Origin of the sequence: Nostoc sp., assembly GCF_036919595.1 — a bacterium.
Lineage (GTDB): Bacteria > Cyanobacteriota > Cyanobacteriia > Cyanobacteriales > Nostocaceae > Nostoc.
The window spans coordinates 19,485-45,277 of record NZ_JBALCO010000078.1; the positions used below are offsets into that span (position 1 = coordinate 19,485).

22 protein-coding genes are annotated in these 25,793 nt (G+C 43.9%); 10 read left to right on the forward strand and 12 right to left on the reverse strand.

Annotation, left to right across the window (positions count from 1 at the left end):
* On the reverse strand, positions 1-348 hold the full coding sequence (locus tag V7K21_RS10955) for a PepSY domain-containing protein (RefSeq protein WP_335174090.1): 348 nt from the start codon (positions 346-348) through the stop codon (positions 1-3).
* A 165-nt stretch (positions 349-513) separates the two neighbouring features.
* Here V7K21_RS10955 and V7K21_RS10960 point away from each other — a divergent pair, with 165 nt between their 5' ends.
* Together V7K21_RS10960 and psb27 are read left to right on the forward strand one after the other, a co-directional pair.
* Complete coding sequence (locus V7K21_RS10960) at positions 514-1,194, forward strand: phosphatase PAP2 family protein (protein WP_335174092.1); 681 nt, start codon at positions 514-516, stop codon at positions 1,192-1,194.
* 322 nt (positions 1,195-1,516) lie between these two features.
* Entirely contained in the window at positions 1,517-1,921 is a 405-nt protein-coding gene (psb27, locus tag V7K21_RS10965) for a photosystem II protein Psb27 (protein ID WP_335174094.1), read from the forward strand.
* Between the two features lie 144 nt (positions 1,922-2,065).
* Here the strand turns inward: psb27 and polA are convergent, their stop codons facing one another.
* Positions 2,066-5,008, reverse strand: a complete 2,943-nt coding sequence (gene polA, locus V7K21_RS10970; protein WP_335174096.1) for a DNA polymerase I — start codon at positions 5,006-5,008, stop codon at positions 2,066-2,068.
* 212 nt (positions 5,009-5,220) lie between these two features.
* On the opposite strand from polA, the gene V7K21_RS10975 reads away from it, so the two are divergent.
* Positions 5,221-6,090, forward strand: a complete 870-nt coding sequence (locus V7K21_RS10975) for a Cof-type HAD-IIB family hydrolase (RefSeq protein WP_335174098.1) — start codon at positions 5,221-5,223, stop codon at positions 6,088-6,090.
* 181 nt (positions 6,091-6,271) lie between these two features.
* On the opposite strand, the gene V7K21_RS10980 is transcribed toward V7K21_RS10975, so the two are convergent.
* Complete coding sequence (locus V7K21_RS10980; protein ID WP_442948869.1) at positions 6,272-6,994, reverse strand: DALR anticodon-binding domain-containing protein; 723 nt, start codon at positions 6,992-6,994, stop codon at positions 6,272-6,274.
* A 481-nt stretch (positions 6,995-7,475) separates the two neighbouring features.
* On the opposite strand from V7K21_RS10980, the gene V7K21_RS10985 reads away from it, so the two are divergent.
* Complete coding sequence (locus V7K21_RS10985) at positions 7,476-8,234, forward strand: Crp/Fnr family transcriptional regulator (RefSeq protein WP_190899985.1); 759 nt, start codon at positions 7,476-7,478, stop codon at positions 8,232-8,234.
* A 78-nt stretch (positions 8,235-8,312) separates the two neighbouring features.
* Here the strand turns inward: V7K21_RS10985 and V7K21_RS10990 are convergent, their stop codons facing one another.
* The 8 genes from V7K21_RS10990 to V7K21_RS11025 all read right to left on the reverse strand — a co-directional run bounded on the left by V7K21_RS10990 (position 8,313) and on the right by V7K21_RS11025 (position 19,458).
* Entirely contained in the window at positions 8,313-9,359 is a 1,047-nt protein-coding gene (locus tag V7K21_RS10990) for a PstS family phosphate ABC transporter substrate-binding protein (protein ID WP_335174102.1), read from the reverse strand.
* Positions 9,360-9,564: 205 nt separating this feature from the next.
* The gene (locus V7K21_RS10995; protein WP_335174103.1) at positions 9,565-10,542 is read right to left on the reverse strand and encodes a hypothetical protein; all 978 of its coding nucleotides are present in this window, start codon (positions 10,540-10,542) and stop codon (positions 9,565-9,567) included.
* Positions 10,543-10,637: 95 nt separating this feature from the next.
* The gene (locus V7K21_RS11000; RefSeq protein ID WP_335174105.1) at positions 10,638-12,710 is read right to left on the reverse strand and encodes a phospholipase C; all 2,073 of its coding nucleotides are present in this window, start codon (positions 12,708-12,710) and stop codon (positions 10,638-10,640) included.
* 144 nt (positions 12,711-12,854) lie between these two features.
* Positions 12,855-13,502 carry a PEP-CTERM sorting domain-containing protein gene (locus V7K21_RS11005; RefSeq protein ID WP_335174107.1) on the reverse strand — a complete coding sequence of 216 codons (648 nt, stop codon included), beginning with the start codon at positions 13,500-13,502 and terminating at the stop codon, positions 12,855-12,857.
* 492 nt (positions 13,503-13,994) lie between these two features.
* Positions 13,995-15,395 (reverse strand): ABC transporter substrate-binding protein, encoded by a 1,401-nt coding sequence (locus V7K21_RS11010; RefSeq protein ID WP_335174109.1) that lies wholly within the window; start codon positions 15,393-15,395, stop codon positions 13,995-13,997.
* Between the two features lie 65 nt (positions 15,396-15,460).
* Positions 15,461-16,537 (reverse strand): PstS family phosphate ABC transporter substrate-binding protein, encoded by a 1,077-nt coding sequence (locus V7K21_RS11015; protein ID WP_335174111.1) that lies wholly within the window; start codon positions 16,535-16,537, stop codon positions 15,461-15,463.
* Between the two features lie 25 nt (positions 16,538-16,562).
* Positions 16,563-17,963: a serine/threonine-protein kinase gene (locus tag V7K21_RS11020; RefSeq protein WP_335174113.1), complete on the reverse strand. Its 1,401-nt coding sequence runs from the start codon at positions 17,961-17,963 to the stop codon at positions 16,563-16,565.
* Positions 17,964-18,447: 484 nt separating this feature from the next.
* Positions 18,448-19,458 (reverse strand): LysR family transcriptional regulator, encoded by a 1,011-nt coding sequence (locus V7K21_RS11025; protein WP_335174115.1) that lies wholly within the window; start codon positions 19,456-19,458, stop codon positions 18,448-18,450.
* Between the two features lie 212 nt (positions 19,459-19,670).
* Between V7K21_RS11025 and V7K21_RS11030 the strand changes: the two genes are divergently transcribed.
* The 6 genes from V7K21_RS11030 to V7K21_RS11055 all read left to right on the forward strand — a co-directional run bounded on the left by V7K21_RS11030 (position 19,671) and on the right by V7K21_RS11055 (position 25,224).
* Positions 19,671-20,393, forward strand: coding sequence for an NnrU family protein (locus V7K21_RS11030; protein ID WP_335174117.1), 723 nt, complete (start codon positions 19,671-19,673; stop codon positions 20,391-20,393).
* Positions 20,394-20,811: 418 nt separating this feature from the next.
* Positions 20,812-21,027, forward strand: a complete 216-nt coding sequence (locus tag V7K21_RS11035) for a helix-turn-helix domain-containing protein (protein ID WP_335174119.1) — start codon at positions 20,812-20,814, stop codon at positions 21,025-21,027.
* 336 nt (positions 21,028-21,363) lie between these two features.
* Positions 21,364-21,519, forward strand: a complete 156-nt coding sequence (locus V7K21_RS11040) for a hypothetical protein (RefSeq protein WP_335174121.1) — start codon at positions 21,364-21,366, stop codon at positions 21,517-21,519.
* 574 nt (positions 21,520-22,093) lie between these two features.
* A complete protein-coding gene (locus V7K21_RS11045) occupies positions 22,094-22,480 on the forward strand; it encodes a thioredoxin family protein (RefSeq protein WP_335174123.1) in 387 nt (128 codons plus the stop codon).
* A gap of 331 nt (positions 22,481-22,811) precedes the next feature.
* A complete protein-coding gene (locus tag V7K21_RS11050; RefSeq protein WP_335174125.1) occupies positions 22,812-24,914 on the forward strand; it encodes an NAD(P)H-quinone oxidoreductase subunit 5 in 2,103 nt (700 codons plus the stop codon).
* A 118-nt stretch (positions 24,915-25,032) separates the two neighbouring features.
* Positions 25,033-25,224 carry a type II toxin-antitoxin system HicB family antitoxin gene (locus tag V7K21_RS11055; RefSeq protein ID WP_152590690.1) on the forward strand — a complete coding sequence of 64 codons (192 nt, stop codon included), beginning with the start codon at positions 25,033-25,035 and terminating at the stop codon, positions 25,222-25,224.
* A 43-nt stretch (positions 25,225-25,267) separates the two neighbouring features.
* On the opposite strand, the gene V7K21_RS11060 is transcribed toward V7K21_RS11055, so the two are convergent.
* Positions 25,268-25,756 carry a hypothetical protein gene (locus tag V7K21_RS11060; RefSeq protein WP_335174128.1) on the reverse strand — a complete coding sequence of 163 codons (489 nt, stop codon included), beginning with the start codon at positions 25,754-25,756 and terminating at the stop codon, positions 25,268-25,270.
* Between the last annotated feature and the right edge of the window lie 37 nt (positions 25,757-25,793).

Below are 25,793 nucleotides of genomic sequence, written 5' to 3' on the forward strand. Positions count from 1 at the left end.
TTACTTGCTATCATCATTGGTTTGGCGATCGCCATCACTAGTTTCTTGAACTTGAATACTACTTGTGAGACGAGTGGCTTCATTCTTATCATCTTGTTGATTGGCATTCTCAGCGTAAAGAACTTTGCCATTACCAGCATCAACCTTAACATTTTGCTGACCAATTTTTACAGCATAAACTAAGTTGCCATCTTCATTTTCGAGTTTGACGCTACTTGCTTTACCTGCCACAGATGCTTCAACTACTTGCTGTGCTTGTTCAGTCAAAAGTGGCGGTCTATCACTGCCAAGGGAATATGCTTCGGCGATCGCCTTTATCCTGCTGTCAGTTGTCCTATTCTTTTCCATGCGAAGTGAGAAAAAAGTGCGTCACCCACTTGAGTGATGCATTTAAGCAGATAGATGACTCACCCAATAATAGGAACACCCCTTATCCTCGGAATCGTAGGTTTCCTAAACTTTCCCCTTCTGATTTTTGGTGTTGGTAAAGTGCGTGATGAATAATATTAAAGTATGCTCCGACAAATTTCTAATTTCTGGTTGCGTCGTATACATCCTCATTTGGCTCCTTTAATTGCCACAATTAGTATTCTTGGACTTGCTAGTTGTCTGCTCATCCTTTTTGTTTTAGCAAAACTGGCTGAAGAGGTTTTGGAGCGAGATGCTTTTACATTTGATACTACTTTTCTATTATGGCTACATCAGTTCGCTAATCCAAATTTAGATAATTTAATGCTATTTATTACAAATCTTGGTAATCCTAGTACAGTGGTTATAGTTGCAGACGTTACTGTCTTATTCCTTTGGTGGCGACGTTACCAAGAAGAAGCGAAAGTTTTTGTACTTACTTGCTTGGGAGGGGTAATTTTAAATACAGCACTAAAGTTGTTTTTTTCTAAACCTCGCCCTGAACTGTGGCATCAATTGATTTCGGAGACATCTTTTAGTTTTCCTAGTGGTCATGCACTAGGTTCTATGGTACTTTATGGTTTTATTGCTTACGAGTTGGCAACTCCCTATCCTCAGTTTGCCAAAGTTATTTACAGTTTGACAGTTATTTTAATTGCTGCTATTGGTATCAGCCGCTTATATTTAGGAGTCCATTGGCCCACAGACATAATTGCAGGTTATGGAGTCGGTTTTTTATGGCTAATGATATGTATTACAATGCTTAAATTGCAAAAATTGAGGTAGGGAAAGTTAGTTGATTAAATCGTATCAAGCTCTAACTCCATAACACCTACGGGGATCTTGCTATGCGTAGCGTCTCCAAGAATTGCCTTGCTGTTGGCATTGCTTCTCACAGAAAAGGCAGCGCGATGATAATTGTCCAATCAGATTTTTTAATCACCTGATTTTTTTGCCTAAGATACTTGTAAATGAGCGCCTTTTAGGGAATGAAACTGCCCTTTACTCCCCTACTCCCCACTCCTTACTCAATTGCTCCCCACTCAATTGATCCCCAAGTTACCAATTCAAGATAGGATGGACGTTGATTTACGTATTCTTTTACTTAATGCATATGAAGCGCTATTGGTCGCGTTTGCTTGCGCTGGTTTTGGTTGTAGCTATCGGCTTAATGGGCTGTTCTGGCAGTCCAGATAGTTTGAGTGGGGATTATCGCCAAGACACCTTAGCTGTGGTCAATGTTATGAGACAAGCTCTGGACATATCACAAGATTCACCAGACAAAGCAGCAGTTCAAGCAGAAGCGCGTCAAAAAATTAATGACTTTTCAGCTCGCTATCAGCGGGTTAACTCTGTTTCTGGTCTTGGCTCCTTTACAACCATGCGAACAGCCCTCAACTCCCTAGCTGGACATTACAGTTCTTACCCAAATCGTTCTGTACCCGAAAAACTTAAAAATCGTTTAGAGAAGGAGTTACAGCAAGTTGAAGCAGCGCTGAAGCGTGGCGGTTAACTCTTAGCTATTGCCTGCTCCATCATCAAGGGTCAAGAGTCAAAAGTATTGACTCTTGATTACTTTGTCAACTTGATCTAGCTACTAAGACAGAAGTACTTCTATACCAACGTAATTGTCCAAATCCCCAGTCCCCAGTTCAACTTACTTCGTCTCCATCCAATTTTCACCGACACGCGCCTCGACCAGCAAGGGTACACTCAACTGGACTGCGTTTTCCATTACCGATTTAATTTGCGGTTGTAATTCTTCCCACTCCTGAGGGGGGATTTCAAACACTAATTCATCGTGAACTTGCAACAACAAATGCGCCTGATAGTTATTCAAAACCTCATGCAGTCTTACCATTGCAATTTTGATAATATCAGCGTTGGAACCTTGAATTGGTGCATTAGCAGCCGAGCGTAGTAAACCTGCATCGTCAGCACCTAAATTCTTTAATTTACTCAGATCAATATCTTCTGGGTTACTGCCTTTTAATTTACGTAAACTGTTATTAGTAAAGTCAAAGTAACGACGACGACCGAGAATAGTTTCTACATAACCAAGAGATATCGCTTCTTTTTTGACTCGTTCCAAATATGCAAAGACTTTAGGGTATCGTTCATTAAACCGCTTAATGAACTGATTGGCAATGGTCTTATCTATCCCAGTTGAGCGCGAAAACCTTAGAGAACCCATGCCATAAATCACGCCAAAATTAATAGTTTTGGCTAACCTTCTTTCATCTGATGTTACATCTTCTTTTTCAAACACTAACCGCGCCGTAACAGTGTGAACATCTTCATTTTGCTGATATGCTTGCACTAATATCGGCTCTTGACTCAAATGAGCCAAAATTCGCAATTCAATTTGTGAGTAATCAGCAGCTACCATTAACCAACCAGGTTCTGGCAAAAACGCTTTACGAATCTGGCGACTAAAAGCTGTGCCAATTGGAATATTTTGCAAATTCGGATTAGAAGAAGATAGACGTCCAGTATCTGTAACAGTCTGATTGAAATCTGTATGCACCCGTTGCGTATCTGGACGGACTAATTTCGGTATTGCTTTGACGTATGTAGAGAAAAGTTTATGTAGAGTACGGTACTCTAATAGGGCATCGACAAAAGGGTGATCTCCTTGTAAATTTTCTAGCGTTGCCGCGTCAGTAGAATAAAATCCCGTAGGAGTTTTACGAGACTTTTTAGAGTCTAAATTTAGCTTGTTAAACAGTATTTCACTTAACTGCTTAGGTGAGTTCAAGTTGAACGTTTCACCAGGAACAGCAGCATAAGCTTTTTGTTCGATTTCTGCCAAATCTTTTTCTAACCGTTCTGAAAGTTTTTCAAGGTAAGGAACGTCAATGCGGACACCTGTATATTCCATTTCGGCTAAAACTGCTTCTAGTGGCTGTTCGACTTCCACTAAAAGCTTAGATAAAGCTGGAATTTTATCTAGTTGCTCACGTAATTTTGGCACTAAGCCAAAGGTAGAATAAGCATCCATACCGCAGTAATCTGCTACGGCGGGAATATCTATATCAGCGATGGTTTTACCTTTAGGAACTAAATCTAAGTAACTTTTTGCGATCAATTTCAAATATTGCTCCGCTAAATACATCAAATTATGGCTAGAATTTGGATTTAGAATGTAACTTGCCAGCATCGGATCAAACACTACTCCCGCCAAATTAATTCCTTGACACTTTAAAACTAAGCGGTCAAATTTGGCATTTTGTAAAGCTTTGGGATAATCGGCACTTTCGAGAATTGGGCGTAATGTTTCTAGCGCAAAATCTTTATTCAAATTTTCCCCAGTTTTATGCCCCAGAGGAATATAGGCTACCTCATCTGGTTTCGTTCCCCAACAGCAACCAATTCCTACTAACTCAGCGTCTCTCGGTTCTAAATCAGTGGTTTCAGTGTCCCAAGCAACGGGAGTCTTGGAGTTAGTGAATTTTTGCAAAAGTTTCACTAACTCAGTTAGTTTGACCTCAGTATTGATGATGTGTGGTGTAATTGAGGAAGTAGATTGCTGTGGAACTGCTGCTGTATCACTAGCACTGAAAAACCACAAATCATTATCTTCATCAGCGCTGAATTCTGAGTTAGCAAAGTTGGAATTAATTACCTCTTTTTTGACTTTTTGTTTGTCTTCGACTTTGCCACCAAAACGTTGCTGGAGGTCGTTTATTTTACCTAAAAAAGACTTTAATTCTAATTTCTCTAAAATTGGTGATAAGACGCTTGTCTCAAAACCTTTTAATTTGCAATTTTCTAAATCAAATTCTATAGGAACATCCAAAACTATAGTTGCCAAATACCGAGACCTATCGGCATCTTCTTTACCACTTGCTAGTTTTTTCTGAGTTGCGCCTTTAATTTCATCTAATGCAGCATAAACATGGTCAAGTGAACCATAGGTATTTAGCAGCTGCACTGCTGTCTTTTCTCCAATTCCCTTGACCCCAGGAATATTATCCGATTTATCACCACAAAGAGCTTTGAAATCCACAATTTGTGAAGGAAAAACGCCCATCTTCTCTTTGACTTGTTCTGCTTCAAATTCCGTAATGCTATTTGTAGAGCGCTTTAGGGCATCTGGACTAAAATTCAGAACAGTGATTTCTTTATCAGAGTCAATCAGTTGAAATAAATCGCGATCGCCAGTGAGAATCTTCACCCTATACCCAGCAGCAGTTACTCGCTGGGCTAGAGTTCCCAAAACATCATCTGCTTCGTAACCAGGGGAAGTGAAAATTGGTAGATTGAAGCCATTGAGCAACTCATGCAGGTTTGCTAAGTCGGGAATGAAGTCTTCTGGCGTTTCCGGGCGATCGGCTTTATAAGTATCGTCAGCTTCGTGACGAAAAGTTGCCTCACCCAAATCAAAAGCGATCGCCATTGCTTGGGGCTGTTGTGTTGCCATTACCTCCAGCAGACACTTAACAAAACCAAAACATATACTGGTAGGAATCCCCGTTGTAGTCCGCAGTCCTCCATCTCGTCCTTTGGCGAAAGCAAAGTATGAACGATAAGCGAGGGAGTGTCCATCTACAAGGATGAACGTGGGGCGTGTTGCAGTTGCAGAAGTGATTTCAGACATAGCCTTATTTTAGCCACAAGCTTTGTCAGATAGTTAGCAATTTCAGATGCTCGTTCAGCTTGGCTTTAGCGACAATAGCGCAGTTTTTGCGTACCAATTACTCCTGTACAAAATTTTAGACAAACTGATGTCTACGTATTTGCAGCTTTAGTACTTCCCACTGGTTTCTAGAGCCTGTTAACCTCTTACTGGAACTTAAAATTTAGAAAATTATGCACGAAGCATCTGCCACACATTTGGCATCTACTGATAATCAGGCTGCTGCAAAAGACATTAAACTACTAGTTTTGGATGTAGATGGCACGATCGCCGGACATTCTAACACCATTAGTGCAGGTGTAAAGCAAGCGATTGTTGCAGCGCAAGCCCGAGGAATTCAAGTGGCGATCGCTACAGGTAGAATGTATCGTTCAGCCTTGCGCTTCCACCAAGACCTTGGCTCTACCCTACCATTAATGGCCTATCAGGGAGCCTGGATTCAAGACCCGATCACCCAAAAAATTCATCGCCATTGGGCTGTTTCCAGGGAAATTGCCCACAAGCTAATCGACTATTTTGAGCAGCCTGAGTTGCGATCGCTCCTATCTGTCCACTTTTACATCAATGATCAACTATACGTCCGTGAGTTAACTAGAGAAACCCAAATTTATGCAGAACGTTCTGGTATTACCCCGATTCCTGTGGGTGATTTGCGCCAAGTATTAACGAATGAACCAACAAAAATTCTCGCTTTGTGCGATGACACTGATGTGATAGATCAGCTATTGGGGAATATGCGCCGCCAATACACACCTGCTGAACTTTATCTCACAACATCTGTTGCTACCTTTTTTGAAGCAACTAACGCCTCTGTTAATAAGGGAACTGCTGTGCGTTACCTAGCTGAAGAATTGCTGGGATTACAGACAGCCAACGTTATGGCTATTGGCGATAACTTTAATGATATGGAAATGCTGGAATATGTTGGACTTGGTGTAGCTATGGGCAACGCACCAGCAGGAGTACAAGCGATCGCTCAGTGGGTAGCTCCTAGCGTAGAGGAAGACGGAGCAGCAGTAGCAATTGAAAAGTTTTTGCTGTAATCAGGGCACTTTTTCAAAGTTAACCCATATAAATCAGAAAGGACACCGACGACTGGCCGTGTTTCGTCTCGGTGCCCTAGCTGGTTCGCTCCTCACACACCTGATAATGTAGCCCAGGTCATGCATTCAGTCAATAGCTATTATAAAAGTTTTTATTTTCTACCTAAGCGACATTACCGATTTATAATTCCAAGGGCGCAAAAACACCCAAGTTTTCCTCTAGCACATATCTTAATACTGACTGAGTAGCCATAAGCAATCCAAGTCTGGCTTGGGCTAGCTCTGGTGAAGTAATTTTCACCTCACCCCAAATCCGGCAATTAGACCAGAAATTTTCAAAAGCTTGGCTCAAATTCAGCGCTACTTTTTCCCATTTCACAGAACCGCTAATATCAGGGGACTCGATGTTATCTACCACTTGCACTAACTCAGCAATTAGACGACGCTCACCTGGGTGATTTAGCCGCAATGTTCCATCACAATTGAGCCAAGGTAAAGGGTTAGGGAAGATAACACTCCAAAAAGCTGGACTAGTATTTGGAACTGGTTCTCTAAGTTTAATCAATCCTTCTCGGTGAGCCGTCAGCACTAGCGAACAGCAACGTGCATGGGCATACTGAACAGCAAACAATGAATTAGGCATTGGGCACTTGTACTGAGCATCTCGACTTCGCTCGATGGAGTCGGCGTCGTTGACGTAGCCTCTCCAAGAGTTGTATTGGGCATCAATTGTCCCCTGCTCCCCTGCTCCTTCTAAACTCCCCACTGCAACACTTTGTAACCAAGCCGCTAAGGTAGAGTGAGTTAATTCAAAATGTATCCAACCAGGGGGAACAATTTGGACGCTAAAAACGTCGCCACAAGTCTTCGATAAATCAGAGGCGATCGCACTGACAAGCTCCATAGCTTTTCGATTCTGAGATTTTGACAGTCGCAGGGCCACATTTGAGATATATAAAACTCTACCTTCATCTCTATCTTTATATAGATGAATTTTTTTGTCTTTTACGCATATGTTTTCTATTTTATAAGTATTAATGCTTATTATTTTTTCCAAATAACTATATAATAGCTGTTTAACTGACGTATATTTCCTCACTAGTAATTTATAATGCACGTAGTTTTGTTTAAATGCCCATGTAAAATATATTTACTGATTTTCTGTCATCTATCTTGCGAGATAAATATAATTTCGATAAAGAAAAATGAGAAGAGGATAAAATTTGATGAATAATCGATGAATAGTAAGTAAACTTTACTACCATCATTGTACAGTAGGAAGTATAACAAAAGAGTAGAGAGTAATTTGCTTTCTATTCTTTGGATTGGCTGGCGCTGTTAGGCGTTAAGCCTCGCCAACACAAAGACACTCCTTGCACCTTTTTATGACGTCTTTGTCTTCAGCCGAACGCTCTTTGTTACCTATGCAATCTCCATCCTCCTTTTCTGAGGCATCACGGCCTTTTTTAACTTGGCAACGAATTCTTGACTGGGCTCAAGAACACTACCGCTGCCGTACCTTTAGCAAAGATGAGCGCATTCCAGCCCGACCTGGATTGCTATATTTGGTGCAAAGGGGTGCGATCCGCATGGTAGGAACCGCCCAAGTGAGTGCGACTGCCAGTCAGCTAACGTCTCGACGAATCAACAGAACCCCAGAAGAAGCGTTTTTGGGTTTTGTGGGAGCGGGACAGCCATTTGAAATTGTTGCCCAATCACCATTCACACTCCAGGCTTACGCCCATGTTGACCAAACGGCGGTGCTGTGGATGTATTGGCATGACTTAGACAACTGGCCTCACTTCCGTCGCGAAGTTATGGATGCCTTTAGGTATCAGCATCAGCGTAAGCTGCTGTGGCTGAGTGCCTTGGGACAACGCCGCACAATTGACCGCCTCTTAGGATTTCTCACATTGTTAATCGAGGAATATGGAGAGCCAGCAATGAGCGACACTGATCCTGATGTGATTCGCGGTTATTGTCTGCCCTTCCCCCTCACCCATGCCCAAATTGGAAGCGCGATTGGTTCGACTCGTGTCACCGTCACCCGCTTGATGGGTAAGCTGCGTCAACGCGGCTTAATCCTCACCCAAGGGGATAATCTCATTTGCTTGCCAGCAGAATCGATTAATAGAGCTGGTTAAAGCACAGTTCAGAGCGGCGATTTCCGCCACTCTGTCTGAGTGCGATGGGCTACACCCCGCTGGAGGCGATCGCTCCTGTCAGCGAATTTTGACAAACCCAGCTTGGCTAATCAGTTCCTGTCCCTGCTCAGTCAGTAGTAAGTTGGCGTAAGCGACACCTGCTTGCTGCTCAGTCTGACCATTCTGTTTGACCACCACAAACAGATTGCGAGTAATGGGGTATTTTCCTGATTGGAATGCCTCAGTGTTCAATTTGTTCCGTTTACCAGGACATTCAGACGGGAGGACAGAAGGTTCTTGGTATGGAGCAATGTATTGCCCTTGCGTCCGCCCCAACGGCAAGGCTTTAATTGAGCATTGAGGAATCACTTCTGGGGCAGAAGCGTAGTAAATGCTGCCAGAACTACCAGCCAATTTTTGCAAGGCTTGGGTGGTTGTGGAGATAAATTCCACATTGGAGCTGAAAGCTTGACCACCCAAGATGTCTTGAACAAAAAGTTCGACTGTACCGCCATCAACAATGCGGCGAGAATAGGGCTTAATCGGGATATTGGGACCGCCCACCTGGCTCCAATTATTGATTTTGCCTGTATAAATTGACTTTAACTGTTCTATCGTTAGTCCTGGGATATTAAGGTTAGGGTTAACTGCGACTGCCAAACCATCAATTGCCACAGGAATTTGTTTCAAAGTGAACCCACGCTGCTGGGCACGGCTTAACTCCTGATCTAGGACTGGTCGGGAGGACTGGGCAAAAGCTAATTGACCGTCTATCAGTGACTGGATACCAGTACCAGAACCAGGAGATCCATTGCTGGGTTCTACATAGCGCAGCCGAAGTTCTGGTCGCGCCGCTTGAATTCCTGGATCAACTACCAGTCGAATCGGTGCCCAAGATGTACTGCCTCCGTAATTGAATAATCCTGTAGGAACATCCTGTACTGAGGCGAAAGTCTTGCCACTAGGTTGTTCTGATGCAGTTTGGGGCGTTTTGGTGCTACCAGAATTGATTGTATTTAGGTCAACACCAGACTTTCTGGTGAACCACCAAAAACCTCCAGTAACTAGCCCTACCGTAATTAGGATGGATAAAACAAGAATAGGTATTTCATTTTTTTGGGACATACTAAATTACCCGTGCGTCCATTCAATATAAGTGCTTGACTTGATAGGTGCTTGCTACTTGAGATTGTATTGGGAGGACGGGTGTTTTGTTAAGGAATTATGATAAATCCTAACTTCTGACTACAATAAATGCCAAGGTATAATAAATTTCCCCATCAATATCTTCGCCAAAAACTTTGTCTGACACTTCTATGCTTAGTTAAAATTACTCAAGGAACGGGCTTAGAAGAAGTCCTCCTTGGAGATGGTTCGCATTTAATCCGCGATCAAGCCTGAGTAGGGAGCCTTTCCCCAGATGGCGATCAAAGATGTCGCCATAGTTGCCTACAGATACGAGAACGCGGCGCTGCCACTCCTGATCGAGACCCAGTTCTGGTGCAAAGATCGGCATCGCCCCAGCATTGCCCGCATACCAGCGTGTTTCCGGTCTCTGGGCGTTGATCAATGTATCCACTGTCCACGCGACGATCGCAGACCACTGAGCGTCCGCGGTTCCGGTTGCAGCGATCACCGGAAAGGTCGTCAGTGGCTCCGGGAGGATGCGGCTCGATAATCGGTTAACCCCAGGGTCGAGGCGAATCTTTGCAAGGGTCGTGATCTCACCGGCGATCGCGTGACAATTTTGCACGTTGTATGTATCGATCATCTCCCCGTCTTCAGAGAACGGCCGACGGAACCAGTTCTTGTGGAGTGCACCGAAGTAAGCCGTCAGGCTCCGCTCGACCGAACTGCCAATCATGAAGCAGATGCTTTCTTTGGCCAGGTCGCTGACGTGGTGTGCAGCCGAGGTGGACGCCACCATCACCGCATTGGATTCTACGAAGATAGTAGGGCCAGGTACCAACTTGCCGGCCAGCTTCTGCTCGTCGATCTCCGATCCTGTGAGGAAGTATACGTCGTCCTGCTGGTTACGCACAGCATCAAAGTCCTTCGGCGTTTCGTACTCATGATATTCGATGCGGTCAGAATATCCCAGCACGGCGGCGGCGATCGCCCGGCAGACGTCGACGTTGAGACCACTCCAGCCTCCTGGCTCGGCTTGAGTTGCCAGACCTGTCCGCTCGACGCTGCCACAGCGAACCACATTGTGTTCCTTGACACGTTTGATCACTGAACCAGCCTGAGCCGTGGAAATCGAGCAGCTGACACCAATTAGAGTCAGCAAGACTAAGATAAAGCGCATGAATTCTCCTCAGGGAATGTCGAAAAATGGGGATATTTGAAGAGTGCTGAGTAAAGAAGTGAGATTCCCCACTTGTTTACTCAGCACTCAACACTTTAAGGGTTAGCCGCTGGATAAGTACTTGGTAGTGGGTTGAAGCCCTTGGGAATTTTGTTGACTATCCTCTGGCGCTTGTCCTCCGGCGTGACTCCGATCGCCTGGCAGCCTTGCCCACCGTAGTGCGGTAGTGTGTTTATAACGCTGTCTGGAATCTTCGCAAACGAAGCTGGCAGTGGCGGCGAGACACCGAGCAGACGCTTCGGATCGAAGCCCGATAGTAAGCTGTCGGTGATCGGCGAATTGATATCGCGTGGCCCGAGGTACTTCTGCTCAAATCCTGGCGGCCCGAACTTGTTGAACTGTGGGGAGTTACCAGCAGCAAGTGCCTGTGCCTCATCGGGCAGGCTGGCAAGCGCAGGTAAACCAAAGATCGTGTTGATCGTCTCGATCACGGAGTTGTGATCGCCCTCAGCGTGGGAGACGGCGTGCGTCCGCGCGTAGGGTGAGATTAGGATCAGTGGCACACGCACACCACGGGAGAGCGGCAGCCCGTCAGGGCCATAGGACAAGATCCTCGGTGGCATATGGTCGTAGAAGCCATCGGACTCGTCGTAGGTAATGATGATAGCACTCTGCTGCCAAAGCTTTGGATTTGAGGCGATCGCGTTGATCACCCTGGCCGCCATCCCCTCACTGAGCTGGCGATCGCTGTAGCCCGGATGGTCGTCATCGCCCGACTTTGCTGCATTAATCGCGGCGATCTCATCCGGCGGCGTGTTGGGGTTAGTGATCGGCGGCTTCAAGCCCTGCTGATTCGTGTAGCCGCCACGGACGTAGAACACGCCGCCTTTGGGCAGGGTATCTTTAGCTATGTCGGTGAAGAAGTCACCAAGCCCGCGGAGGTTTTTGCTCACCTCCGGCGTGTTGGCGATATAGCCGAAATACTGTGCGCCGTTGTGATGGGTGACATAGGCATTGTGAGAAGCAATCCCGTTGGTATCGGTCGGCTCAAGATTGTAGCCTTCTTGATACCAGTGCCAATTCACAGGCTCAGTTCGGAGTTTCTGGATATAGGGGATATCCTGCTGGATATCGGCTAGATCGAATGAATGATTCCTGTTGCCAGCTAAAACCGACCGAATATTGCGCCCCTGGAAGGTGAGCGGTAGACTGGCGAAGGTCAGGTTCGAGGAGATATTGCTATCGGCGTAGCTCTCTTTCGTGCCAGCAGGTTGCTTGTTGTCCGTCGTTGTGTCGAACTGGGAGCCATAGAAGGGCTGTGGATCGTTGACTATAGGTACACCCTGCGTCGTCCCAGTCTGGCTGCCCACGGTGTAAGATTTGCCACTCGAACCGTGCTTCACCCATTGTGTTTCACCCGACTGCCCCGCGATCATCGCCACCGCATTCGGGGTTGAGGGCGTGTCTTCGGTTGCAAAGATGTTGTCAAAGACCGTAAAGCGACTAGCCCACTTCCAGAAGAACGGAATGGTGTCGCAGTCGATGTGCGACATCACAAGGCGGGCAAACTGCTTGCCCTCAGCAATGTTGGCTGCTCCACCCTTCGATGCGAAGCGTGTGTACTCGTCGTAGACGAACTGATCCATCTGTGGCTTGCCGTCCACAACATGGAGCTTGGTTGCAAGTCCGGTATGCGAGTGGTCAACACTGTCAACGGCGCTGGCGTTCTGTTCAGACCCGATCCGGAATGGCTGAACCGTGACGGTCACGCCTTTAGCATCCGTATAGGTCTGGGTGAAGCCCGGCGTTTTCTTTGGGTCACGAGGCTTTTGTCCATCTGAGTAGAGTCCGTTAACACCGGGCAACGTGCCATACTCGTTGTCGAAGGAGTGGTTCTCGTTAAAGATTACGAAGACATACTTGATCCGCTCGTGAACCAGTTTCGCGAGCAACTTCGGCGGCAGATGGGGTTCCTTGTGCGGATCATTTAAGTATCGCGTCACGTCTGGCGTTGCATCTGGCTGAGTTGTGACGGTTGAGTTTGCTGGCAATGCTTCATGTCGAGAAGCATCCTCTGCACGAGCCGAGCCGAGAAACATCGATGGTATGATCGAGGACGGTAGTAGCAAGAGTGTTAGAGCAAAATAGAACTTTGTAAATCGTTTCAAAGCACATCTCCTTGGTAATTCTTATTCATACACCGCAAGCGTTTGATTAATTTAAAATAATTATTTTGCTTCCGCCGTGCTTTATTGGTTCCGAAATTACGAAAAACTTAATCCCTTTGAGCAGAAGCAAAATTATGCCGCTATTTAAGCTTTTTGCTTTCTTTTTAGCCATAAACCGATAGTAGCTACAACTACTGTTCCAGCAAAAGTTTGAGGTTCAGGAACAGGCTCACTTTTAGCAAAAGTAACGGCAGTAATGCCGGAGCTTTGGACACTTCCCAGGTTACTGTTGTCCAAAAATTTTCCATCACTGGTACTACCCGTACCTGTGAGATTTTTGTCAAAATATAGTTCCAAACTGTATAAATTATGGTTTTGCTTTGTCAATAAGCCTGCGTCTGCAAAAGCAAGTATGTTCTCTTGAATGTAAGCTGTATTGCCAGCCAAACTGTTGGATAATGTTCGCAAAATAGTATTGTCATTGACTAAGTTGACAGTCCAACTTGTCAAATCTACAAAATAACTAGAAGCGGGTAATTGATCCACATCCACTGTGTAAGTCCCATTAAAAGAACCATTTGCTAAATTCACAGGTAGCCCTACTGAACCATCAAGAGCCACAGGAGCAAAATTTCCTGAGATATTAAATGTTTTCAAATTGACAGCCTGGGCAGAATCTGTACCAATAGCTGCAAGCATAGCGAAACCAAGCGCTGCGGTAGCAGTTACTTGCGATAACCTTCTTAAAGGTGTTGCACTCAGCATAAGTTTGCTGTTAATATTTTTGCCCATAGTTTAGAAAAGTGTGTTCTTTTCACACTGAAAATAATGCCAAAGTGAAGACACTGCTATAGCTAGACTTGAAGGTATAAAGAAAAATCCAGAAGTCAGAAATGACTGCACCCATAATTTGGTACAATTTCCATCGCATCAAATTATTCTTGATTTTCCCTACAAGGGACAAGGTATTAAACAACTCGTCCATTAGCTCTCTGGGTTCAGCAGTTACTCACTTGGGAAAACTTCAAGATTGCACTACCTCACCAACTGCTAAAATGTCCACTTCTGTATTTTGTTACCTGAAAATTAATGAAAAGTTAAGGAAAGGCAAAGTTTATTAAATAGTCATGGCAGTATTACTCCGATTTCTCACAAGTGAGAAAAAAGCATTCAGACAATCTGGATAGCAGATAAGTAAGTTGGCATCATAAAACCAAACTATGTAAAGAAAGATAAACTAGGCTAAAACCTTGCTGCCTCCAGATATCTGCCTTTCTTCGATGATTATCGTACTGGTTCAAAGTCATAACCAGTGCCAGAGCGAGAACCAGGAACAATTTTCACAAGTTGGACTGACGCATTGCGATCGCCTGATGCTAAAAACCGAATTGTACCAGAAGCGCCAGTGGCAGAAAAGTCAGAGGAGAAGAGTGCTTGTTGGACTCCTGATCGTGTGGGATTGCGTTTTAATGCCTCAATCAGGGCTACAGTCGCATCATAGCTGAGGGCGCTTCGCCAACTCACATCACCGCCCCATAACTGCCGTGATTTCTGGGGAAAATCTGACTTAGGATCGCTATCAATGTGCCAAGGAACTGCCACTACCATGCCCGCAGCTTGTTCTCTACCAATTTCTAAAGTTTTGACGGTGTAAACATCATCTCCTCCCAGCAGAACTAACCGTTTCTGGTTAATCTGAACTACTTGTAACGCTTTATCCAGAGTTTCAGTGTTAGCTGCTAACATCAACACTTCTGCACCTTGCTTAGTTGCTTGTTCTAGGCTTTTAGCCGCGCTAAAATCCACCTTGGATAAGTCAAATTCGCTGGATACTTGTCCACCCTCTAGGGAAACAGATGAAACAAACTCAGACTTTAAAGACTGGCTATAGTTACTTTGAGAATTAAAGAAAACTACTGCATTTTTTTTCTGCAAGGTTTTCACCATGTAGTTAGCTAAACTTCTAGCAGCCATAAAATCACTGGGAACCGTGCGAAAAACGTAGCGGCTAAAGTTAGAAATTTTTACAGATGTGCTGGTAGGGGAAATTGCTACAAGTTGTCCAGAATTATAAGTATTACCTGCGGCTAAGGTGGAATCGCTAGTGTTAGGCCCAACTACACCTAATACTTCTGGATTGCTGACTAAGCTGGAAGCGATTTGCTTCGATATTTCTGGATTGTCGTCATCGTTAGCTATTCCTACCCTCAACGGCACTCCCTTGACTCCTCCAGAACGATTAATTTGATTTTGGGCTTGGGCGATGCCACGTAAAATTTCTAAAGAAATATTGGGGTCAGTTCCTATTGGTATAGAAGTCACAATGGTGTAACTGTTAGAGGAGCCTATCTGGGCATTGTTAAGAAAGATTAATGCTTCTGGATCGTTACGGTTGGATTTGAGGGCAGCGGTGAAATTAGCGATCGCTTTATTATAACTTTTAGCAGCGATCGCCTGTACTCCTTCTTTTTTTGCAGGAGAAATGTCACCTGAAGTCAAAATTTTTTCCCCAAAACTAATCCGGTTTTCTAAGGATGGATTGCTGCCTGTTTCTTGATTTGAAATGATGGTATTACCAATTTTGAACCCAGATCCATTAGTAAACCACCACACACCACCGCCAACTATTCCAACTGTCAGCAACAGAGCCAAGGCTAAAATTGTGGTTTCATTCTTTTGTGACATAAACAAATTTGAATAAAATAAAAATGTTTATTATTTGATTATTTTGCTAAATCTAACTGCTTTGATCATTTAATTCTGACAAATCCAGCCTTTTGGATCAGTTCTTGACCCTGAGGTGTCAGCAGCCAATTTGCATAAGCAACACCTGCTTGCTGATCTGTTTGACCATTTTGTTTAACTATTACAAATAAATTGCGGGTAATTGCATAGTCCCCGCTACGAAACGCCTGAGTATTCAACTGATTACGCTTAGTGGGACATTCAGACACAGGTACAAAGGGTTCTTGGTAGGGAGGCACAAATTGACCGCTTGTGCGCCCTAGTGGCAAGGATTTTATCATACACTGGGGTACAACCTCTGGGGCAGAAGCATAGTAAATTCCGCCAGGACTTGCAGCTACTTTTCGTACTGCTTCAGTGGTCGTGTTAATATAACTAACGTTGGTACCAAAATTCTCTTTATTTAGAATATTTTCGACAAAGAATTCCACTGTACCCCCAGCTTGTTTGCTACGAGAATAAACTGTAATTGGTAAATTTGGCCCGCCCACCTGTTGCCAATTAGTAATCTTGCCCGTGTAGATGTCTTTGAGTTGGGCGACAGTTAAACCAGGAATGTTCAGATTAAGGTTAACTGCGATCGCAATTCCATCAATCGCCACTGGAATTTCTTTGAAACTAAATCCTTTTTGTTTAGCTTCTGTATTTTCTTCAGCCTTAACCGAGCGAGAAGATTGAGAAAAAGCTAGTTGATTGTCTATCAACATCCGAATGCCAGTTCCAGATCCTGATTCACCTGATGGAGGTTGAGTGTAGCGTAAAATAAACTGAGAGCATTGGCTTTGGAGTACGGAGTCTACGTCTTTACGAATAGGTGCCCAGGTTGTGCTACCACCATAGTTGAATGTCCCTTCTGGGAGATTTGGCACGTCACATTTGCTGATGGTATTACTTGTCTTGCCAGTCTCTATAGGCTTAGGAACAGAAATGGCATCTCTGGGATTGCTATTCTCCGACTGGTTCGCAACAAGTTTATTTAATTGCGCCCACCGTGCCATAAAAAACCATAAGCCACCAAAGATTAAGCCAATGGTGATTACAGCGGCTAAGAAAAGGCTAAGTGTTTCGTTTTTCTGAGACATAGGTGGCTGTTAACACCAGGAGTTTTTAAAGTAACAGAGATAATAATTTATAAATAAGTCGAAATATGGCTGTTAGTGAAATCGCTACTAAGCCTGCTGCAATTGATAAAAAAACTACTGTCTGAATATCAACACCCACCCGTAAAAAAGGAAGAAAAAAAATAATCGCAAAAGTAATTGTCGGAATAATTAATAAATCGAACTTTTCAATCCACCGCCTGGTTTGGGCAAATATCAGTATCCCTAAAATCACACATGCAACAGTGAAAGTAGCTATTGGTAATTTTACTAGACTGGAGAGGGCGATCGCGATCAATGCACCCTCAAACCCACTAAATGCCGCCCCACCCAATAATTCCACTGTAGAAAACGCTGGTTGAGTTGGTGGACGGCGGGGGACGACGGGACTGGAACTTTTAGATGGTTGTGCTGGGAGTGTTACAGAAGGCGAATTAAGTTGTGTCGGGGCTAGAGGCTGTGAGTTAAGTGCATCTAAAACCTCCTGGGCTGATTGGAAGCGCTGATTAGCAGCAGGTAGCAGCATTTTGTCTAAAATATCAGCAAGGCGAGGGTTGATAGTCACTTGCGATCGCCATTTCCACTGATTGCTGTAGGCATCAAATAGTTGAATTGCTTCCTGATTTGTCAACAAAGTAATAAGAGTTATAGCTAAGGCGTATAAATCTGTAGATGGAAATACTTGACCTCCAGCCATCTGCTCAGGTGGTGCAAATCCCATAGAATAAATTCCTGTGGAAGAAGCAGCAGAACCAGATGCAGCGTTTGTCACAAGCTTTACTGCGCCAAAATCTAGGAGAAAAAGTTTACCATCACGACGGCGCATGATGTTAGACGGTTTTATATCTCTGTGGATAATGCCTCTATGATGGACAAACTTTAGCACCTTCAGGATTTCTTGCAGTACCTCCAACACTTGCTGTTCAGAAAATTTACCCTGTTGAACTAATTCTTCCTCTAAGTTTTGCCCATCAATATACTCTTGTACCAAGTAAAAAAACTGGTCTTGCTGTCCTGGCTGCAAACTATTAACTATCACTGGAAAGAAGGCAAACAAGTCAGGAATTTGCTTGTGATCGTTACCAAGCTGTGCTAAAACTTCTGCCTCTCTCTCAAACATTATCTGTGCTTGTTGCAGTTGAGTTAAAGTTAAATTACCCGCTGGTTGAAACTGCTTAACTACGCATTGACGCATTCCTGGAATTCGGCGATCGCGTGCCAAAAATGCTGCTCCAAACCCCCCTCTTCCCAGCAGCTTAATTGTTACATATCGACCATCTAGCAGCAGTGGCATACCACAGGTAGTACAGTACTTTTGCTGCGTTGTTTTCAGCGTCGTAATATCATCTAAATCGGCAAAATAGTTTTGTGGGCGTGGGCAACGTGGACGAGTACAGTAAACTTCCATTTTCGTGATTAGTCATTAGTCAAAATAATTCGTAATTGATAATACTCGCCTCTGGCGAGAAGCAAGCTATGTAATTCGTAATTCATTCAGGTTACAGAGCGACTAAATTTATTTATAAAGAACAAGAAACTTTTTTCCTGATGTCAAACCCCTAGCTTGCTTTAGTACGCTGCGCGAACAGCTATGAGGTAATAATTACGAATTACGTAAGCGCAGCCTTCCCGTAGGGGATTACGAATTATTTGATCATTGGTCATTTCCAAAAAAACAAAGAACAAATGACAAAAAAAGAAGTATGAGCGCCGGCTGACGGCGATAGCACAGCCTCAACTCTACCAGAGGCTCTGCCAACGAGTCCGCGTAGAGAGCGTGTCTGGTAGAGAGGGTCTGGTTACTATTCCCGGAACCCTACTCAAAAGCCAAGCTACGTGCAGCGGCGACCTCAAAACAAGGGTACAGAACTTCAAAGACTAATCACCAGATTTTAGTCTTCGCCGGAGGTGGGCGTCCCTATATCTAATGTAGTTACCACTATGTTTTTTTGTGGAAATGTTAACACATCTTGATTCCATCCAGGATTAGCAAACTGAGGTAAAATTTCCCGACTAAAAGCTTCTGCGGCCTTGGATCTATAGCGATTGGGATTAAAAATCAGCCACAGTGTCCGTTTGACGACGACGCCTTCAATGTTGGCACAGTGCAGAACACCCATTTGTAACTCTTTAGTGATCGCGCTAGTTGAAACAAAGGCAGCCCCCAAACCAGATTGCACAGCATTTTTAATTGCTTCAATGGAATTTAGTTCCATTTCAACTTTAAAACGTCTTGTATCAATCTCACAGCGTCCTAGCACTTGGTCAATTACTTTGCGGATAGTCGATTGGGAATCTAGGGCAATGAATTGTAATTTGTATAGCTCTTCTTTTTGGATTTTTTCATGTTTGGCTAAGGGATGAAAGATAGGTAGAATCAGCGCTAGTTCGTCTTCAGCGTAAGGAAGAACTTCTAAAGATTCTGATAGTTCACCCGGAATTTCACCGCCGATAATTGCCAGATCAACTTGTCCGTTAGCAACACTCCAAGCAGTTCGCCTGGTGGAGTGGACGTGTAATTGCACTGCCACATCTGGATATTTGTGTCGGAACATCCCAATCATTTTGGGCAAAAGATAAGTGCCGGTTGTTTGAGAAGCACCGACAATCAAAGTACCGCCTTGGAGATTTTGTAAATCCTCGATCGCGCGGCAGGTTTCCTGACACAGGCTGAGGATTTTTTCACCGTAACTAAGAAGTAGATGCCCTGCTTCGGTTAATTGGGCGCGTCGTCCGCCACGATCAAATAAGGGGACATCCAGCTGTCGTTCGAGATTTTGGACTTGCAAGCTGACGGCAGGTTGGGAGACATAAAGACTATCAGCGGCGCGCTTGAAGCTTCCTTCTTGGGCGATCGCTATTAAAATACGTAACTGATCTAAAGTGAAAGGAAGGTCAGACATAAGGCTCAACCCACAAACTTTGAAAGGAGCGGATGCACACAATAAATCAGGTTTGGCAGCAATCAGCTCGGCATGATTTGTTGCATATTAAACTTGAAGGCTTGATTCGAAAAAGACAGTAGCACAACATCTTGACTAAAGTTCCCTTTTGAACACTTTGTGGTATTGGTTGTACTGAATTCAATTTTCTTTAAATTACTTCACCCGTATATATGCTGCTGATTTCTTGGTTGACACCTAGTCATTTTGTCATACTGGGGTTACAAATAGTTTTTGCGATCGCTCATAGTGGAGGTGCTGCTTTGCGCCCTTGGGCAGAAAAATACATTGGGCCAAGGCTTTATCGCATTCTCTTTGCATTAGTCAGCCTAACGTTGGCTGTGATATTAATTATTTACTTTTTTGGGCATCGCTATGATGGTTTGCAACTTTGGCAGGTACAAGGGATGCCAGGAGTGCGAGGATTTGTTTGGCTGCTGTCAGCGATCTCGTTCTTGTTTTTATATCCTGCTACCTTCAATCTACTAGAAGTTGCTGCCATTCAAAAGCCCCAAGTTCATCTCTACGAAACAGGAATTATTCGGATTACCCGTCATCCTCAGATGGTAGGACAAATAATTTGGTGTGTTGCCCATACTCTGTGGCTGGGTACTACCTTTACCCTTGTGACTTCCATTGGATTGGTGTTGCATCACTTGTTTGGGGTTTGGCACGGGGATCGCCGTCTGAGCGATCGCTATGGAGAATCCTTTGAAATTGCTAAACAACGGACTTCAATTATTCCATTCAAAGCAATTATTGACGGCCGTCAATCTATCAAATGGGAGGAATTTATCCGCCCTGCCTATTTGGGAGTCACTATTTTTATAGTTTTGCTTTGGTGGTCACACCCTCTGTTGCTGGAAGCAACTAGTAGGATCAGATGGGAAATTTAGCTTAAAGAGCAGAAGCCTCTTGCCTACCCGTTCACGGTAGCGTTCCGCAGGAAAGGGAGGCGATGAGACGGTAGTCACTCTTGGGATTTCCCCCAAGACCCTTATGGGTGATGCTCTTGACGCAAGGGTAGCGCAGTTAAGGCGACTGTGCGTGGCGTCTGACTCGCCTTAGCTGCGCTAACACCAGTCGCTTCTCAAGACAGGAGACGCGCAAGGGACAAGTCGGGAAACCCTCTGTTAGCGTCTGGCTCACCGCACTGCTCCATTCAATGCGCCTAAGACGACGATTCCACCCCCCGAATGTATCAACAAGCGTAGCTCTCGACAATCAAGGAGGTGGATGAAGAGATGAACAAATGTCTTGATTGTTAGCGGAAGAGATATTATCATGGTGACTCAAGCGTGATCAGGTCGATTTATGTTGAGAGCGGTCAAAGTCAGACTTTACCTAACAACAGCCCAGCAAGCTCATTTGGTAGCCTATAGCTGTGTTTGCTGGGTTTGGAATCAGTCTCTATGTGTAATGTCTCAGACTTACAAGAAGGCGGGTAAGGGCTTGTCAGCTTACGACATGAAGAAACAGATTTCAGTTTTAAAACTTGAGTATAAATGGCTCCAAGAATGTTATTCCTAATGTTTGCAGCAATCCTGTTCAAATCTGTCTCAAGCTTTTATCAACTTCTTTGATGGTCTGACTAAGTACCCAACCTTTAAAACTAGGCACGGTAGACAGTCTCTTCAATATCCAACTAACGTCAAAATCATCTCTAACTCAAAGATGAAATTTCCTAGAAAACTGGGAGTGGTAAAAGCGAAGATTCACCATGGCTTTGTTAGTAAATTGAGAACTGTAACTATTTATCAGATGCCTGATAGTAGATATTATGCATCTTTATTAATTGATGATTAAGCTGAAAAGATACCATCTAGCAACGCCAGTTGCTACAACAAGGGGAAAATACGCAACGCATTGGCTCCAGAAGGGAAGGCGATTGGCATTGATTTTGGATTGATTGATTTTGCCGTCACTTCTGACGGGTCAAAATATCAGAATCCAAAACACCTCATAAAAATACGAACGAAACTCAAAGCCCAAACAGCGAAAGCTATCCCGAAAAAAGGATAAGACTACTAACAAACGACGTAAAGCTAAACTAGCTCTGGCTAAAGCTTACTCAAAAATATCTACAGTTCAAGAAGATTTTCTACAAAAGGTATCCCGCAAGATAGTTTGCCAATGAATTGGGAAACCTATATTTACGGCTTGCCCAAATTTAGGTAGTTCATGCGATCCCCAGTGTCAGCATAAAATCCGAAATAGATGGGAATTTCACCTTATCAATTGCCCCGAATCAATGTACGATCAGTTCAAACAGCTATTCAGTGGAGGTGCGTTCAGTCAGTTTGAGATTTTATATTGGTAGTTGTTGGTCAGTTGCTTTTCCTTGGGAATAAATGGCAATTCAGTCAAATTCACAGGTGGAGACGGCAATCAGGAGTCTAACATCCAAAAAAGCCACCGTGAGAGTCGCGCTGGTTTTTTGTCACAGACACATCAACGCGCTCAATTTTTGCCTAATTATTCTGTGTTCTGAGATTTGGTTCCTGAAAGCATCTATCGGCAGTTAACGACTTACCAATCCTTCACTTCAGTGCTGATAAGTAGTTTGATATAAAAACCTTATAATCCAAGAGGCGTCATGGTGTTGTCGGTTAGTGAGCGGACATTTATTCAAGAAGTTTTAGAATCTCCTATTCCTGTTTTAGTTAACTTTGAAGCACCTTGGTGTGGCTTGTGTCGGATAATTCACCCGCTATTGTTGCAATTTCAAGCCCAATGTGGGGAAGAAATTAAATTAGTTGGGATTAATGCCGATCAAAATTTTAAATTGTCTACTACTTATAGGCTAAAGTCACTACCAACCTTACTATTGATTGAAAATGGCACTGTTCAGCATCGCTTGGAAAGCTTTGGCGGCAGAGAAGATTTACGTCTAGCTTTAGAAAACATTAAAGCTAGCTACAGCAGTTGCCCAAAAATCTACAAAAGTCCGAAAACAGCTGACTTAGAGTATCGGTCTGCTTGATTGGCATTGGGCATTAGGACTAACGCTCTTTTATGTCTCTGAGGAGAGAAAAATAAGATGCTAACCTTGAATCTTTTTCAAAGCCTCGCTTGATAAGCATTGCCAAAAAATCCTTGTTTGGAACCAAGCACGGAGAAACAACGTTTTAAATATTCTCTAATGAGAGTAAAAAAAGAGCGCTAATGACCAATAACCAGTGACGAAATCTAAAACCATGCTTAACACCCCACCCAATCACCCTTGGGTGGGTTATTTTATCCTAAAGGGTGTGTGTCACAATTATTAACAGTTCCGACACGCTAGTCAAGAATTCTAAAAGTAGGCGTCAGTGATGGAAGTAATCTATCAGTATGCGTGGCTGATTCCGGTGTTACCTCTTTTTGGGGCAATGCTGGTCGGTCTAGGGTTAATCTCGTTGAATCAGGTGACAAACCGCCTCCGGCAGCTTAACGCTGTGGTGATTATCTCCCTAATGGGAGCAGCGATGGGGCTGTCGTTTGCCTTGCTATGGAGTCAAATTCAAGGACACGCGCCTTATATCCGCACCTTGGAGTGGGCGGCAGCAGGTAATTTTCACCTGAACATGGGCTACACTATTGACCACCTGACAGCCCTAACGCTGGTGATTGTGACAACGGTAGCCTGCTTAGTCATGGTTTACACCGATGGCTACATGGCTCACGATCCAGGTTACGTGCGGTTTTACGCCTATCTCAGTTTGTTTGGCTCCTCAATGTTAGGTCTGGTGGTCAGCCCCAACCTAGTACAGATTTATATATTCTGGGAACTGGTCGGTATGTGTTCCTACTTGCTGGTCGGCTTTTGGTACGATCGCAAGTCAGCAGCAGATGCCGCTCAAAAAGCGTTTGTGACCAACCGCGTGGGTGACTTCGGTCTTTTACTCGGCATTTTGGGGCTGTTCTGGGCAACAGGAAGTTTTGATTTTAATGTCATGGGCGATCGCCTCGCCCAACTTGTCCAATCAGGTTCTATCAGCAATTTTCTCGCTGTCCTGTTTGCGATTTTAGTTTTCTTGGGGCCAGTTGCTAAATCAGCCCAATTCCCCCTCCATGTCTGGCTACCAGATGCAATGGAAGGCCCCACCCCCATTTCTGCCTTGATTCACGCGGCAACGATGGTGGCGGCGGGTGTTTTCCTGATTGCCCGCATGTACCCAGTATTTGAACACGTCCCAGCCGCAATGAACGTCATTGCCTTTACTGGGGCTTTTACGGCGTTTTTGGGGGCAACCATTGCGATTACCCAAAACGACATCAAAAAGGGCTTGGCTTACTCCACCATTTCCCAGCTCGGTTACATGGTGATGGCAATGGGAATAGGTTCCTACAGTGCTGGACTATTCCACCTGATGACCCACGCCTATTTCAAGGCGATGCTGTTTTTGGGTTCAGGTTCAGTAATTCACGGCATGGAAGGTGTCGTTGGTCACGACCCTGCCTTAGCGCAAGATATGCGGCTAATGGGTGGACTGCGAAAGTACATGCCGATCACGTCAATTACCTTTTTAATTGGTTGCTTGGCAATTTCTGGTATTCCGCCCTTTGCTGGCTTCTGGTCAAAAGATGAAATTTTGGGTAAGGCTTTTGAGGCTAACCCACTTCTCTGGTTTATCGGCTGGCTAACTGCCGGGATTACTGCTTTTTATATGTTTAGAATGTATTTCTCGACATTTGAAGGCGAATTCCGGGGTAATGACGATAAAATCAAGCAAAAACTCAAGAAGGCTGCGGCGACAATTGTCCTGGAATTAGAGTCACGAGAACCAGTCCCGAATTTTGGGCCTGGGGCAATGAAGAAAGGAGAATTGGCGGCAACTAGTGAGCATCATGACTCCCACGACTCCCACGGGCATCATAGTGACTCCCCCCACGAGTCGCCGTGGACGATGACACTGCCGCTGGCACTGTTGGCTGTGCCTTCGATTTTGATTGGTTTGGTGGGAACTCCCTACGCCAATTATTTTGAAGAGTTTATCTTTCCTCCTAGCGAAACTCTCTCCGAAGTTATAGAAAAGGCTTCCGAGTTCAATCCGACGGAATTCTACATTATGGCGGGTGCTTCAGTCGGAATTTCTTTGATTGCGATTACCCTGGCTTCGCTGATGTATTTGCGCCATAAGATTGACCCAGCTGCGATCGCTGCTAAAATCCAACCACTTTACGAGTTATCCCTCAACAAGTGGTACTTTGATGACATTTACCATCGGGTTTTTGTCCTCGGCTTGCGTCGCCTAGCTAGACAAGTTATGGAAGTTGACTTCCGCGTTGTAGATGGTGCTGTTAACCTCACAGGCTTTTTCACCCTCGTTAGCGGTGAAGGTCTGAAGTACCTAGAAAACGGTCGCGCTCAATTCTATGCCTTGATTGTGTTTGGGGCGGTTTTGGGCTTAGTGATTGTCTTTGGTGTCACCTGATTTTCATTGGGGTGGGCGACTGTCCGCCCCTAAGTTTTTTTAAGAGTCTAATTTAGACTCTTTTTTTGGCGGATAGTTCAGTAATTCGATAGTTTAGAAAAAGGCAGCGAATAGGCACATGACAAAGAAGAAATACATTTACTGGCAAGATGATGATATGTGGTTAGGTTATCTCGAAGAATATCCTGACTATTGGACTCAGGGTGAAACCGAAGAGGAGCTAAAAGAAAATCTACTCGATATTTACAGTGAATTAACAAGTGGAAATATCCAAAATATTCGTAGAGTTGCAGAACTTGAAGTTTCATGAAACGAAAAGTATAACGTGCCGAAAAAGTAAGTATTAAAATTATTTACGATAAAGCCCAATTTCTAAAGTTGTCCATTTTCTTTTCTTTTACCGCCTCTAAAGCAATATTTGCATCAATTACCATTTCTCTAAAATAAAACTCTAAAGGCATAATTTCATCATCGTTAGAAGTCTGATATATTTTATATGCAATGGCATCTAACAAAGAGTGGCAATACTCTCGGCTACGTTTTGCATAATAATCTAATAGTTTACTAGTAGTACTACTAGAATGAACTAGCATATTACGAATACGATATATGTTATAAACATCATCTTTGAGATCAATAATTTTCTCAATCAAGTATTTTTCACAATTATTATAAAAAATTTCATTGACTTGATCTAAATCTGGCAATACTATGCTTTGAGAATTTAATTGTTTCTTTATTTCAGGAACTTTTTCTATAAATTTTTCTAAAAAATCTATTTTATCTTTAGGGACTTCCAAAGAATAAATTATTCCAAGAAAAACAAGAGACAGGTTTTTCAAGAATGATAATCATTTTAAGGGGGAAGAAAAGGGGTTG

Excerpts from the sequence above, each read along its gene's own strand:
- V7K21_RS11035 (WP_335174119.1), top strand. The coding sequence starts at position 20,812 with ATGTTGAGAGCGGTCAAAGTCAGACTTTACCTAACAACAGCCCAGCAA.
- V7K21_RS11010 (WP_335174109.1), bottom strand. The coding sequence starts at position 15,395 with ATGTCACAAAAGAATGAAACCACAATTTTAGCCTTGGCTCTGTTGCTG.
- V7K21_RS11045 (WP_335174123.1), top strand. The coding sequence starts at position 22,094 with ATGGTGTTGTCGGTTAGTGAGCGGACATTTATTCAAGAAGTTTTAGAA.
- V7K21_RS11050 (WP_335174125.1), top strand. The coding sequence starts at position 22,812 with ATGGAAGTAATCTATCAGTATGCGTGGCTGATTCCGGTGTTACCTCTT.
- polA (WP_335174096.1), bottom strand. The coding sequence starts at position 5,008 with ATGTCTGAAATCACTTCTGCAACTGCAACACGCCCCACGTTCATCCTT.
- V7K21_RS11020 (WP_335174113.1), bottom strand. The coding sequence starts at position 17,963 with ATGGAAGTTTACTGTACTCGTCCACGTTGCCCACGCCCACAAAACTAT.
- V7K21_RS10960 (WP_335174092.1), top strand. The coding sequence starts at position 514 with ATGCTCCGACAAATTTCTAATTTCTGGTTGCGTCGTATACATCCTCAT.
- V7K21_RS11005 (WP_335174107.1), bottom strand. The coding sequence starts at position 13,502 with ATGGGCAAAAATATTAACAGCAAACTTATGCTGAGTGCAACACCTTTA.
- V7K21_RS10985 (WP_190899985.1), top strand. The coding sequence starts at position 7,476 with ATGACGTCTTTGTCTTCAGCCGAACGCTCTTTGTTACCTATGCAATCT.
- V7K21_RS10975 (WP_335174098.1), top strand. The coding sequence starts at position 5,221 with ATGCACGAAGCATCTGCCACACATTTGGCATCTACTGATAATCAGGCT.
- V7K21_RS10980 (WP_442948869.1), bottom strand. The coding sequence starts at position 6,994 with ATGGAGCTTGTCAGTGCGATCGCCTCTGATTTATCGAAGACTTGTGGC.
- V7K21_RS10990 (WP_335174102.1), bottom strand. The coding sequence starts at position 9,359 with ATGTCCCAAAAAAATGAAATACCTATTCTTGTTTTATCCATCCTAATT.
- psb27 (WP_335174094.1), top strand. The coding sequence starts at position 1,517 with ATGCATATGAAGCGCTATTGGTCGCGTTTGCTTGCGCTGGTTTTGGTT.
- V7K21_RS10995 (WP_335174103.1), bottom strand. The coding sequence starts at position 10,542 with ATGCGCTTTATCTTAGTCTTGCTGACTCTAATTGGTGTCAGCTGCTCG.
- V7K21_RS10955 (WP_335174090.1), bottom strand. The coding sequence starts at position 348 with ATGGAAAAGAATAGGACAACTGACAGCAGGATAAAGGCGATCGCCGAA.
- V7K21_RS11015 (WP_335174111.1), bottom strand. The coding sequence starts at position 16,537 with ATGTCTCAGAAAAACGAAACACTTAGCCTTTTCTTAGCCGCTGTAATC.
- V7K21_RS11030 (WP_335174117.1), top strand. The coding sequence starts at position 19,671 with ATGCTGCTGATTTCTTGGTTGACACCTAGTCATTTTGTCATACTGGGG.
- V7K21_RS11025 (WP_335174115.1), bottom strand. The coding sequence starts at position 19,458 with ATGTCTGACCTTCCTTTCACTTTAGATCAGTTACGTATTTTAATAGCG.
- V7K21_RS11055 (WP_152590690.1), top strand. The coding sequence starts at position 25,033 with ATGACAAAGAAGAAATACATTTACTGGCAAGATGATGATATGTGGTTA.